Source organism: Butyricimonas sp. Marseille-P2440 (genome assembly GCF_900091675.1).
Lineage (GTDB): Bacteria > Bacteroidota > Bacteroidia > Bacteroidales > Marinifilaceae > Butyricimonas > Butyricimonas synergistica.
The window spans coordinates 305,462-318,947 of record NZ_LT594608.1; the positions used below are offsets into that span (position 1 = coordinate 305,462).

General features: G+C 36.5%; 11 protein-coding genes and 2 tRNA genes. 10 read left to right on the top strand and 3 right to left on the bottom strand.

Translation table 11 applies throughout. From position 1 onward, the window contains the following. Positions 1-14 precede the first annotated feature (14 nt). The 6 genes from BN8899_RS04940 (at position 15) to BN8899_RS04965 (ending at position 5,744) form a co-directional block, all read left to right on the top strand. Positions 15-1,775 carry a sensor histidine kinase gene (locus BN8899_RS04940; RefSeq protein WP_018339604.1) on the top strand — a complete coding sequence of 587 codons (1,761 nt, stop codon included), beginning with the start codon at positions 15-17 and terminating at the stop codon, positions 1,773-1,775. Between the two features lie 181 nt (positions 1,776-1,956). Next, the gene (locus BN8899_RS04945) at positions 1,957-2,640 is read left to right on the top strand and encodes a NigD1/NigD2 family lipoprotein (protein ID WP_018339603.1); all 684 of its coding nucleotides are present in this window, start codon (positions 1,957-1,959) and stop codon (positions 2,638-2,640) included. 171 nt (positions 2,641-2,811) lie between these two features. Then, positions 2,812-2,893, top strand: a tRNA-Tyr gene (locus BN8899_RS04950). A 6-nt stretch (positions 2,894-2,899) separates the two neighbouring features. Then, positions 2,900-2,972 (top strand) — tRNA-Gly (locus BN8899_RS04955). A 103-nt stretch (positions 2,973-3,075) separates the two neighbouring features. Next, positions 3,076-4,293 (top strand): site-specific integrase, encoded by a 1,218-nt coding sequence (locus BN8899_RS04960; protein WP_065218552.1) that lies wholly within the window; start codon positions 3,076-3,078, stop codon positions 4,291-4,293. 569 nt (positions 4,294-4,862) lie between these two features. Then, the gene (locus BN8899_RS04965; protein ID WP_065218553.1) at positions 4,863-5,744 is read left to right on the top strand and encodes a hypothetical protein; all 882 of its coding nucleotides are present in this window, start codon (positions 4,863-4,865) and stop codon (positions 5,742-5,744) included. Positions 5,745-5,931: 187 nt separating this feature from the next. Here BN8899_RS04965 and BN8899_RS04970 read toward each other — a convergent pair whose 3' ends face one another. Next, positions 5,932-6,660 (bottom strand): phage Gp37/Gp68 family protein, encoded by a 729-nt coding sequence (locus tag BN8899_RS04970; protein WP_065218554.1) that lies wholly within the window; start codon positions 6,658-6,660, stop codon positions 5,932-5,934. A 298-nt stretch (positions 6,661-6,958) separates the two neighbouring features. After that, a complete protein-coding gene (locus tag BN8899_RS04975) occupies positions 6,959-7,786 on the bottom strand; it encodes a hypothetical protein (RefSeq protein WP_065218555.1) in 828 nt (275 codons plus the stop codon). Positions 7,787-8,687: 901 nt separating this feature from the next. Between BN8899_RS04975 and BN8899_RS04985 the strand changes: the two genes are divergently transcribed. Beyond that, positions 8,688-9,626 (top strand): hypothetical protein, encoded by a 939-nt coding sequence (locus tag BN8899_RS04985; RefSeq protein WP_065218557.1) that lies wholly within the window; start codon positions 8,688-8,690, stop codon positions 9,624-9,626. A 186-nt stretch (positions 9,627-9,812) separates the two neighbouring features. Here the strand turns inward: BN8899_RS04985 and BN8899_RS04990 are convergent, their stop codons facing one another. Beyond that, complete coding sequence (locus BN8899_RS04990; RefSeq protein WP_065218558.1) at positions 9,813-10,589, bottom strand: HNH endonuclease; 777 nt, start codon at positions 10,587-10,589, stop codon at positions 9,813-9,815. 341 nt (positions 10,590-10,930) lie between these two features. On the opposite strand from BN8899_RS04990, the gene BN8899_RS04995 reads away from it, so the two are divergent. The 3 genes from BN8899_RS04995 to BN8899_RS05005 all read left to right on the top strand — a co-directional run bounded on the left by BN8899_RS04995 (position 10,931) and on the right by BN8899_RS05005 (position 13,267). Beyond that, the gene (locus tag BN8899_RS04995) at positions 10,931-11,314 is read left to right on the top strand and encodes a hypothetical protein (protein ID WP_148375275.1); all 384 of its coding nucleotides are present in this window, start codon (positions 10,931-10,933) and stop codon (positions 11,312-11,314) included. 196 nt (positions 11,315-11,510) lie between these two features. Beyond that, positions 11,511-11,963: a JAB domain-containing protein gene (locus BN8899_RS05000; protein ID WP_065218560.1), complete on the top strand. Its 453-nt coding sequence runs from the start codon at positions 11,511-11,513 to the stop codon at positions 11,961-11,963. Between the two features lie 251 nt (positions 11,964-12,214). Further along, positions 12,215-13,267: a DUF3871 family protein gene (locus tag BN8899_RS05005; RefSeq protein ID WP_148375277.1), complete on the top strand. Its 1,053-nt coding sequence runs from the start codon at positions 12,215-12,217 to the stop codon at positions 13,265-13,267. The last annotated feature ends 219 nt before the right edge of the window (positions 13,268-13,486 follow it).

The following is a 13,486-nucleotide window of genomic DNA, read 5'->3' on the forward strand; positions in this document are numbered from 1 at the left end:
ATAAATTATTTCCAATGAAATTATCCTATAAACAGAAGTTGTTTATCTACTTCTTCATTGTATTTGCAGCATTCACAATCGTGATTATCTTTTTCCAACAGAATCGGGAAAAAGAATACAAGACAGAAACCCTGCGCACCACGCTGGATGATTATTCCGACATTATTGCCCGCTATATTCATCAACACCACCTACTTGAAAAACACGAAACAGACTCGTTGAGCAGCGTGTTGACACTCATGCCCTCCAACTTGCGCCTGACTATTATTTACCACGACGGGAAAGTCCTATACGACAACAACCTCGACACGGGAAAAAAAATTGAAAATCATCTGCAACGCCCAGAAATACAAACCGCCTCTATCCAAAAAACAGGAACCGCCATACGTCTCTCGCAAAGCACGGGAATTGAATATTATTACTATGCCAAAGACTACGTCAATTATTATATCCGGGTCGCACTTCCCTACGATATTGAAGTACAAAACTTTCTGAAAACAGACAATATGTTCTTGTATTTCATCACACTATTATTCTTTATCACATTACTCTCGTTGATTTATATTTCCGATCGGTTCGGGAAAGCCATCTCCGGCTTGAAAGACTTTATCATTGCCGCGGAGAACCATAATATCAACTACAAGAATATCCGTTTCCCCCACTCGGAACTAGGCGAAATCGGAGAAAAAATCATCCATAGCTATCGCTTGCTGGAAGAAAGTAACAAACAAATCAACGTGGAACAAGAAAAATTGCTCCGCCACTTCCATTACTCCGACGAAGGTATCGCAATTTTTTCAGCCAACGGGGAAAAGATCTATGCGAACACGCATTTTATTCAATATCTAAATACGATTTTGGATGAACCCACTTTCAAGGTGGAAGGTTTTCTCGGTCAACCGGATTTCAAGGAGGTAAACACCTTTCTACAAAAGAATACGCCGGTCAACCCCAACACAACAAATATTCCAGTTTACCAGAACAAGATCAGTAAAGCCGGCAAACATTTTGCCATTAAAGTATTGATATTTACGGATAATAGTTTCGAGATCACATTGAACAATATCTCTGACAACGAGAAAAACCGTTTATTGAAACAAGAGATGACCAACAATATCGCTCACGAGTTGAAAACTCCCGTGAGCAGTATCCGCGGTTATATCGAAACCTTACTGGAACAGCAAAATATAGCCCCCGATAAACAACGTTTCTTCTTGGAACGGACCTATTCACAAGTCGTGAGGTTATCCGACTTGATCCGTGACATTGCTTTAATCACCAAAACGGAAGAAGCATCGGAAATGTTTGAAAAAGAACAAATTAACATTCACAGCACACTACAAGAGGTAATCACAGATTTGCATGAACCAATCGTATCCCACGAGATCACGGTAAAAAACGGAGTCGACCCAAAAATCTCCATCGAGGGAAATAAAACCTTGATATACGCTATATTCCGTAATCTGATAGAAAACTCGATCAACTACGCCGGGGAAAATATCATGATCGGGATCAGTAATTACACGGAGGATAACGAGTTCTATTATTTCTCTTATTACGATACCGGACGAGGCATCGACGAAAACCACCTAAACCGTATCTTCGAACGCTTCTACCGGGTATGCGAGGGACGTAGCCGCCAATCTGGAGGCTCCGGGCTAGGTCTTTCCATCGTGAAAAATGCTGTACTTTTCCATAAAGGCGATATTTCTGCCAAAAACAGAAAAGACGGGGGATTGGAATTTCTATTCTCGTTGAAGAAAACTCTTTTCTAAAACACGGAACTCCCACTTCCTTTTAAAATAAACATAGAGGTTGCCCTTCAGGTGATCTCTACGTTTATTATCGGCAATAGGCTTTTTTGAAATATTTTAATACTATTCGACGCAACCATTTCAATAATTATTCATCTATCTCATAGATGCTTAAAACAACTAGTAATAAGAAAGGGAAAAAATGAAAAGCAAGAACACATTCACGCTAATTATTTTTTTGATCATAACTACACTTGCGTTTTCCTCTTGCAACGACGACGGGTATAGCCTTGACAAATTTTGGTTAGAGTTCGGAACCATCGAAAAAACAGGCGATAATGAATATCAAATCGTACTGGATAAAGGACCGGTTCTATTCCCATCCGTGTCAAACGTTCCCGCACGTACGCTAGAAAACAACACACGTGTATTTGCTGACTTCACGATTCTACAAGATGCCACCCCGGGATCTGCCGTAGATCATTACGTGAAGGTAAACGGTTTGCAAGAATTACTGACAAAACCAATCGTTCCGTACAAGGAATCCATCAGCGACAGCCTGGGTATGGATCCAATCGAATTACCCGAATACTGGATCGCTAACGACTTTATCACATTCCGTTTTTTCTATGGCGGGGGAAGTACAATTACCCATATGGTAAACCTCACCAAACATGAAGGAGAAACCGCAGACGGAAAAGTATTATTGGAATTCCGCCATAACGCTTACAACGATCCGGAAAACACCAGTAGAAACGGTTACGTGAGTTTCCCACTAAAAGAAACCTTTGGCGAAGTAAAAGACTCCGTAGAATTGCAAATACGTTACAAAGCATTCGATCAAACAGACAAAACTATTGACATTACTTATCGTCCTCGTAAATAGGTCTCTTCGTGACGGTAAGATGTAACGGGAGAAGTTCGTTCTGAACTCTCCCGTACTTTTTTTCTCGTAAAAGCACATTTTTTTAAAGATTTTTCCTCGAAATGTTTGGAAGTTCAGCAAAACTACCTATCTTTGTACCCGCTTAAGACAAGCAAATGTTCTTTGAACAAAGGGGAGATACCAAAGTGGCCAACTGGGGCTGACTGTAACTCAGCTGACATCGTCTTCGTAGGTTCGAATCCTGCTCTCCCCACATACTGCGGAAATAGCTCAGTCGATAGAGCACTAGCCTTCCAAGCTGGGGGTCGCGGGTTTGAGTCCCGTTTTCCGCTCTCAGAATAAAGCACTTACGAAAGTAGGTGCTTTATTGTTTTAGGCGGTTTTCATGAGGTTTTGATAGTTTTTGTCAACCAAGACGTCAACCAACATTTTATCATGGATACCTCAATTTCAATCATTTACTACAAGTACAAGACACTTTCAAACGGGGAACACCCGCTAATGCTACGAATTTACAAAAATGGTAAACGGAAATTAGAAAGTATCGGTATATCCGTGCACCCAGATTGGTGGGACATTTCTAAAAATTGTCCGAAGAAAGGTTGCCCCAATAAAGAACTTATAAATAAAATTATTGCGGATAAAATTGCAGAATATAACAAACAAGCACTTGAATTTAAAGCGGAGCAAAAAGAATTCACCGCAGCTTCATTAATCGAAAGTAAGCAATCCAAACTACAATTAAAGACGATTCGTGAATTTTACACCCAACTAATAAAAGAGTTTGAGGAAGCGGAACAAGTTGGAAACAGGCTCATCTATAAAAACTCTTTCAACTCTCTAAAAGCTTATACTAACAATAAACTTGATATATATTTCAGTGATATTGATGTTGAATGGTTGAAAGCATACGAGAAATGGCAACGTAAAAGAGGAAACAAAGAAACTACCATCAGTTTACAATTCAGAACTTTAAGAAGTGCTTATAACAAAGCTATTGATGCAAAAGCAGCAAACCAAAAGTACTACCCGTTTGATGAGTATAAAGTGAGCAAATTCAACACCAAGACAAAAAAGAGGGCTATAACGAAAGAAGAGGTAATGAAGATTATCACAACAGAAACGATAAACGCAACCAAATTGAGGGTACTCACCCGTGATGTTTTCACTTTCGCTTACTTAAGTGGTGGAATTTCATTTGTAGATATAGCAAACTTGACATCCAACAATATTTATAGAGGGAGATTACGGTACTCCCGTCAAAAAACACACCAAGATATTAATATCAAATTGCGTGAGCAAGCCAAAGAGATTATAGAAAAGTACGCTTACCACAGAAAAAAGGCAACCTACCTCTTCCCTATTCTAAATGCGCAATCACATAAAACTGCCATGCAGAAACAAAACAGGATTCATAAAGTACTGGGACAAATCAATGGAGAATTGAAAGTACTTGCTTCGGAATTGGAAATTGAAGCAGACATGACTACTTATGTTGCAAGGCATTCATTTGCTTCGATATTGAAAAACTATGGTGTCAATATTTCTCTTATCAGCGAAATGTTGGGACATACAGATTTGAAAACAACACAAATATATCTGGATAGTTTCGAGAATGACCAGATAGATGAAGCAATGAGTAATTTACTTTAGGTATATCTAAAGTTGATAAATCAAGTAAGGTGAGTTTTAGCCAGAATGGTATATAACAATCTATATTCTGGCTATTATTCACCTGAAAACTAATCCATTTACTAAAAATAGGTAGTATTTCCAATTCAATGGAGGTACTACCTTTCCTTTTTAAAACCAAATTCAAATAGAATATAGTGGATGAAAAAATACCATCTAATTTCTTTTACATGCCTATTCTGTAAAAAACTCACCGAATCTTCATTTTCGGGAGTATGATCATATATCGTTCACTGACATTAGGTGATTTATACATTTATAAATATTCCGAACTAAATACAGTTTTCCCCTCTAAAATGTTCGGACTGGCAACAAGTGATAAATTGTAATTTTTTACCTTTGTAGTGTCGAAAAGGTGGCAAGGTCATAGGTGACATTGAGATCCCTCGACTGGTCTTCTGTAAAGAACGACACGAGTTCTTTGAAATGATGTACAATTTAGCTTCACCTGATGATGATAAGGGTTAATTAAGAAGACGAACAGCAGTATTAGAAATAACATTTAATGTTTCAACTAATACAAAAATAATATGTTCAAAATGATAAATTTCGGGAGTGAAGAAACTCCCAAATTTCATGCCGTGGTTACGATCACGGTAAATGGTGAAACAAGGGAAGTAATTCCCGCCTTCACCGATTATTCTTTCAAACGTAAAAATTTTGAAAAGGATAAATTATTCAAGTCCGTGGATAAAACCAAAATATTACCGACGTTATTCTGTTTCGCTGAATCTCGAATCTTCATTGACGAGGGGATTCAGTTGCACGATTATACTGGTAGAGAATTGGTTGCCCTGCAAGACATTCAAGTTCCCGTGATGGTTTACCTCGATAAGGCGGACAACATGAACTTGTTCGGATTATTGAACGAACCGTTACCTTCTGTAATCATCCCCTGTGAAAGTGTTGCCGAGGCGTACCAGAAGGTTGCCACAACGGCTTACCTCTCGCAAGGGGCTTCAAAAGATGATTGGATCGGTCTAGGTGGAATCGTTTCCAAGGATGAATTATTGATCCAGATTCGCCAGTTTGGAAATAAATATGAAATCGGGGGAACTACCGCCCAAGGCTATTTCGGGTTAAGTGCCAACACGTCTTTACTGCAAAGTAAGGCTCTAGTCATGGAAAGTTCTGCATTGCTGGGTGAGCACAGAACCTTTGAACAAGCTGAAAATTTATTCAAGGCAATGGTTCAAGCCTTTGGAGTTAGGGCTGCCCAGCAAACTCGTTACGTGAAAGCAATTAATACCTGTATCTCCCAATTCAATATGGCAACCATAATGGAAGCGTTGAAAAAGATAGGGGCTACCGAAAAATTGCAAATAGAGAAAAGCAAATGTGATGACAAAATCGCTTGCCTGCAAAGTTTAATCATCGAACAAGCAACTCTCCTGAAACATAGTAAGGAATAGTGTAACAAGAAAGCTAGGTTGTACATCAAACCTTTTAAGGTGTCCTGCCACGTGGTGGGACACTTTCTATTTTTATCCATTCTTGCTGGCGATACAAGTATCTTCGGGTATTCCAAGACTAAAAAGGAATAATAAAAACCAGTTACCTTGTTCAAGTAACTGGCTTTTCTCTAAAATTTAATCACGTTTATTTCTTGGGCATTTGTTGACAAATTTCCCCTTGCAAGAGTTTACCGTTAGCTTTCTTGTTCCGTTTCACCCCGTCATTACCCCACGTTCCCCATTGCTTGAAAAAGAAAGCCACTCCTTGTGCCTCTGCCTGATTTTTGATATTCATTACCCATTCCTCTTTCATGGGTCTGGCACTACCACCACTTTCTCCACCTACAATTACCCAGTCTATTCCAGTTAAATCCAGTTCTCCCAAATCACCAACAAGAGGTTCACAGGACAGGAATTTCACCGTTGGAGTTAAAGGTCTTAGTACATCAACACGGTATTTGTATTCTGCCGCCTCTACCGTTGTTCCTAACCATACATTCTCTGGAATATAATGATCTCGGAAATACTCTTCCATTCTCTCTGGTCTTTTGGTTAATAACTGGTAGGTGTGCCGTGGAGTTTCCCAGATCGTGTTCATCACTTTGTCGATAAATTCAAAGGGAACTTCTTCATGGAATAAATCTCCCATGGAACAAACGAAGACCATGCTTGATTTCCTCCAACACTTGGGTTCTGCCAGTACATCTTCATGCAAGGTCAATTTAAACCCGTCCTTGTACTTGGCTTGCCCCATACCTTGAAGACGTAGAGCCATTGTCTTGGCGTAACAATTTCTACAACCTTCCGATTTTTGCGTGCATCCCGTTACTGGGTTCCACGTTCTTTCCGTCCATTCGATTTTTGTCATATTCATATTTCTTGTAAATTAATATTCTTCCTGTAAAATTCTATAACAGCTTTTGTCTGGGCAACCAGACGATTATTGTTTAAAATTATTTTATCCATGTCGTTATTTTAATGGATTCAACATTTTGCATCCAACAGGGCTGGAGCTTACCCGTCATTTCAAAATAAAGTAGCTACCGTCATTCTTGATTGACAATGCAAATATAGGCTTCACTCAGAAACTAGAAAGTAATTTACTGATTACAAGGGTAATAAGATGGGATCCACTGTATTTCCCTTAAAAGGAGGAAAGAATTTGGAGAGTATTAATATATGTAGAAATTATTGATACCCGTTATTGGCTTATTCTTGTACTGGTTCATCAGGGCGTTAAAGTATTCCTTGTTAGAGGAAGACGTGAAAGAAGCAACAAGTTTTATGAACTTCATGATATCCACGATAAAATCTTTCTCCATGTCAGAAATCTTTGCACCCTCTCTCCGTTTTTCTATTATACTTGGTATGATATTAAAAAAAGAGAGAACCTGTTGAGCGAAATAATAAGCCATTTGACTATCTGATATTGTTTGTCTAGTTATGACATCCTTCTTTCTTGAATACAAATCTTTTAATTCTTTTCGGGTACACTCGACCATGAAACGGATAACATCAAAATCATCTATCCTTGAAATTATTTTTTTATCCTCTCTTAAAACAAGGTTCACTTTTTGAGCGTAACGAATATTTTTTGATAGTTTTTCAACATGTTCATTTAAAGGTCTAATTTTTTCTTCTATTGATTCAATTTTAAAAGCCTCCTTGCATTTTCCCCACGAGAAATCATAAATAAAAAGGAGTAAATACCAGAACTTAATTCGGTCTATTCCAAGTTGTTTGAAATATAAATCGAATTCTTTATTCTCTATATATTTTTTAAAATTAAAATTCGCTTTAAGTAGCCTGTCATTGTACCTATCCATGAAACGATAAATATACATGGATTCTCCCGTGTATTCACTTATATCATGTCCTTCTGGAACTTCAAATTCATCTGGTGGGAAACTAGGAAAATAGTAGTTTGCCCATTTTATAACGTATTCCAATTCGTTATCCCCGTATTCAAGTTCCTTTTTTTCTTTTTCGTTATTTTCCATGAACCTTTTTCAAATTTGCAGTGAAGTTAGGTATTGTTTTTAAAATTTAAAAGTGTTGTAGAGATACTTCATTTTTTAATTAGTGAAGAATTGATAGTATTTTACTATTATATACCCGATCCGTTAAAAACTCACCAACCTGAATATATCCAGTACAAGTATATCTATAATTTGAAAACTTGCCTGTTAGCTACCCTTATCTTCAATATTCTCACTTTATATATACCCCAACTCGATTTTTAAAAAATACCTATACTCTATTTGTCGGTATCCCAGATGTTTAATATCTTTGTACCATCTTAAAGATCAATGTATACCATTTGAAACAATCATATAAGGATTCCTGTTACTCCTTGCACCCCAACCTGTAAGGAGTAATTTTTAGTCTTCAAGTGGCACTAAACTAGATACACCGTACTAACCAATCAAACTATTAAATCATGTACACTTACGAGCGATTAAGGCGTTTAGCCGTACAATCTGGCATCCCTGATAACAAGGTATCCATAGGATTCTGGATAAAGTCTAAAGGGCTGAAAAAGATTAAAAAACAGGTAGATAAAGTGAGAAAGATATATTACGTTCCAGATGAGAATACTAGAATCCAGATACTACCACCTTCTAAAGATTAATCTATAAAGCTACATGATATAACTGTATTTCATGTAACCAGAGATTCCAACCTGAAATAGAGAGATTATCCAACCATAAAGATCAATATTTAAAAGTTGGGGATTTGACGGGGTATGCTTTTAGGGAATTGACAGGGTACATACTATTAACTAGTAAACTAATAACTAGTATTGGTGTTACAGGCTTGCCAGCCTATCCCACGAGATAAAAGCAGAACCAGTGAATCCATAGATCATTTTTAGATGGTTGTTTCAAACTGGAATTAATAATGGCAAATGAAGAAGAAAAGAAGGATTATAGAATCATAACGAGAGATATTGCAGGTAAACTGAACCTGAATGAAACTTATACATTTACATGGTTACTTTTTAAATCAGATTATGAAACAGGTGAATCCCATGTACTGAGGGAAACACTTCGTGAGGTTACAGGTATTAAAGATGTGGATACCATTTCCAAGTACACTGCCAAATTTGAAGATTTAGGTTTCCTGAGTAAAGAGTATAATTACAGGAACAATGAAGGACAGTTGACCACACCAGTTACCTATCATGTAAACATTCCAAAGAGTAACTGGGTCAGGTTCAAGAAAGATTTATTACTGGAAGATATTCCTGATGAATTAAAAGCCTTCCTAGTACTACTTAAATGTTTATGTATCAATAATACCAATATTACTTGCTATAACAAGACAGAAATATCTAGGCGATTAAATTTATCTCCCAAAACCGTAAAGAAATATATAGATTTGGCAATAAAGCATCATAAACTGGTGGAAGTTAATAATTTCTTTCTTATCACGGATAGTAATATTATACTGGATACCCCACATGCTAAAAGTAATTTTGGGCTTAGAATTTTTGACAAACTAGCCAGAGAGAAATACGATATTATATATAACTATTGTATAGAGAAGAATGTTATCCCACCTCCATACGATTTCAAGCTAATGGAAGTGTTGTGTATTCACAGGTACGATCAACCAGAAGAGGAACTGGAAACGGCAGTTAGGAATGGAGATAGAAACGCCAAGAAGCATTACAACTATTATTCATTGAAATATAACCTGCCTAAATTATGCCCTAACCTGCCACCTCAGATACATAGTTTACAATATTTCCTTACTTCATTGATAAATACTAAATGTTATAAAGAGAATGTTGCCCAGCTAGAAAAAAAAGTGAAATTACCAGTATTATACCTTTAGTTGTATTATAATAGAAATAATATTTAGAAATCAGTGATAAGTTTATATATTCATCTACCCATTGAAAATTATAATCCACCTTTTGTTTATACAAGCAAAGTTTGTAAAAGTTCAAAATAACATTATGTGAATCTTTACTATAGCCCTAGTAAAGTTTATGGATTTTGCGATAAAAAAATGTATATATTAAGAATTTAAGTTTATAATATTTTTCATCTCTTCTATTGTATAAAACGGATTTCTGCGATGAATTATGCTATGACAATTAGAACACACCATTATTAAATCGTTAATATCAGTTATTTCTCCCTCCTCGTCCATTTCTGATATTGGTTTTATGTGATGTGCTTCAATAAAATCATATCCCGCATCACCATATCTCTCTCTAAAATTGAATCCACATATTTCACAATAAAGTCGACCTTCGTGATTTATTTTGAATTTAGCTTTTGCTGCCTGAATTAATTTAGAATCTCGTCCTCTATATTTATGATGATTTACCTCTTTAATTTTTCCTTCTGTATATTCATAACCATTCTCTAAAACAGAAGCAAAATATTTTTCTGGAACGGATAATTCCCAAAACTCTCGAATTCGTTTGTGTATTTTATTGGCTGGAATACCTAGATGTTGACAAAATTGATGATATGCTTTTTCTAAAACTTCATTTGGTTGATGTTTTATTTCTAATACTTTCGTTATAAATCGGTTTGTTTTCGAACCTGTAATAGAATGTGCTTTTTTATTAGCTTTATGAACTTTCAAGTTATTATTCTTATATCCTATGTATTTACTAGGAACAAAATGCCATTCATTATAGACTTTATAAGATACAAACTTATGCCCACCTCGAATCAATTCTATCATTTCTAGTTGTAATTTGTTCCCCTCTTCACAAGCTAAATATTTCTCAACTTGGGCTATATTTTCATATATATCTTCTTTTCTTTCTATTGCTTCCATAATAAAAAATTGAAATTAGTACAAATCTAAAAAATAATTAGTACAAATAGTAACATATATTTCTTTATTATTCATTTGTGGGCGACACGCCAAGCATACACCTCCCTCTATAAAACACCCCCTCCCCTTCAATTTCAGGTTGGCATTATATGTAAAGAGTGTTACACGCTAGAGTAGTGTAACCATTTATACCCCCACCCCAAGAGTGAAGAAAATCAAATTAATTAATCAAAATCTTATCAATTATGAACTTGAAAACTTACTACCAAAATTTGGAGGTTGCCCAACCTAACAATTCCCTTGAACTCAATCCAGAGCTGATTGAAAAGTTTAAAAATCAGGTGGCGGTATTACCCACTCCCGTTAAGGTTGGTGATGAAATGACCGTTATTGACTTTAAAGGGGAAAACCCTCAACAATTACAACTGGTTTGCGCCTTGGGAGAAGAAGAGGTGAAAGAGATCAAATACACTCAACTAGTCCGTGCGAGCCAGAAAGGGGACATCACGCCAGATGATATTCCCTGTGATCCTGCCATAGAACAGAAACATGGTGACAAGTTACGTTTCATTTACTCTTTCGCCAAGAACATGATGCTAGACCAGCTTATCCTGACGCTTAAAGGCAAAACCATTGTTCTATGTGGTCAGGTTGAAACTCCTGCCGTTTACGCTGGAACTAAAACAAAGATGCAGATCAAGAAATTCGCCTACTTGGAAGAGTAGTTAAAGATACAGGGACAGGGAGCGCGGTGGAAAGGGGAAAGATATTGTTATACCAATGTGAAAGAAGTACCACCTTTCTAAACAGGCAGTATAAACAAGAATCTTTCCTCTCCATTGCCAAACCTGATAAACTTACAACTCTCTAAATTTCATTACCATTAACGTGTTCAAATTAAAAATCAAGTAAAATAAAGACATGAATGAAGAATTGATAAAAGTGCCAGTGGTGGAACTGGTGTACAGGAATAATACCAAACCTTCTAAAAGGTATAAAATAGTAACCGCTAAAGATGTCCACGAGTTACTGGTTTCTCCATTTAAAGATACCATCGAACACCATATCTCAACTAGAGTTATCCTGTTAAATGGTAGGAATCAAGTGTTAGGTATATCCACGATAAGTGAAGGTGCGTTATCTTACAACATCACTGATATTAGGTTTATAGTACAACTGGCTGCACTCTCTAATTGCAAGAGTTTAATAGTTTGCATAAATCAACCTTCTGGTGATATTGAACCAACTAAACAGGATGATGAACTGGTACAACAGGTAAAGATCGCACTTTCATGTATAGACGTAGAGTTACTGGATTATGTCCTCTATTATGAAGAGGGGTATTACAGCTATTCAGCTAACGGTAGGATATGAAAATTTAGGTTGGTGAATTTTTGTCTGGATTGGTATATATAGCCAATAAGGACAATAATTCTCACCACCAATAGAAAGTAAGCAATAATAATACTTCCAATTCAATTTTTTAACAGGCTTGAAGCTAGAGAATAAATAAATCAAGTGAAAGTGATAATGAACATTATAAATCAAGGTTGGTGGAGAATTTATGAATTGCATATATAAACTGAAATTTCAAATATTTCCACCACCGTTAAATAGACTAGATTATGAGTACTGCAATATTAATTCCAAGTCAAAATGAAGGGTTGTTGCCAGTTTTATTTGGCAGTAATAACGTCAAGCAAGAAGAATCTACCTACACTCCTTACGAGATAGTAAATGAACCCACCAAGAAGGAAAGGAGGAAACATTTCATAGAGGCTAACACTTCACCCATAGATATGCAACATTTAAAGAATGATTGTATCGTGCCAGTGTTCAGCAAGGATAACGAGATGACAATATCTCATCCAGCATTTATTGAAACGGTGCAGAAGGTGGCTAGTGAACTGTTTAGAGGGGAAAGCATGGATGAACCTGATATAATGGTTAGCCATGTTATAAAAGGTAGGATTCCAGAAGCCATACATAAACCAGTGGCAGAACTGCTAGAAAGTGACAAGACCATCTATTATGAAAGAATGGCGTTCGCTTTCGAGATTCCAACTATTCATGAATCTATAAACGGTAACAGGGTCAATCTATGTGTTACTGGCGTTAGGGCGTATAACAGGGAGAACCTCTATTCAAAGAAGACATCAGAGAGATTCAGTGTTGCCATTGGATTCCAGAATAAGGTATGTTGTAACCTGTGTACTTTCACGGATGGATTCCAGACTGATTTAAGAGCCATGAGTTACCATGATTTATTTAGAGGTGTGATGAAGTTATTCCAACAGTATGATGCGGACAAGCATTTAAGGTTGATGAAGAGTTTTACAGGTTCTTACCTCACGGAACATCAATTCGCACAATTCTTGGGCAAAAGTAGGTTGTATCAATGCTTACCTGCCAGAGAGAAGAAGCGTTTACCATACATGGAATTGACGGATAGCCAGATTAATATGGTGGCTAAAGCTTATTACAACGATGACAATTTCAAGAGGGAGCATGGAGAGAATGAAATTAATTTATGGAAATTCTACAATATGCTTACGGGGGCGAATAAATCTTCTTACATAGATAATTTCCTCGATAGGTCATTAAATGCCACGCAATTAACAGAAGGAATAGATAGGGCGTTACATGGTGATAACACCTATAAATGGTTTATTGAATGAAAACCGTTGGGAATAAATTCTTTTTATTCCACTGATTAGCCTAATTTTGTCACACAGCAACCCTAAATTGCGTTTGTTAGATGCTGAAATTTATTTACTTTTGTGGTGTCATTCGGTTTACTGGATGGCAGACATATTGAATTAATGGAAGCGTTTAGCTTTATCCTCTTTCAGAAAACGACCAATTTTATGTTACAGGGATATAAGCAGATACAAACG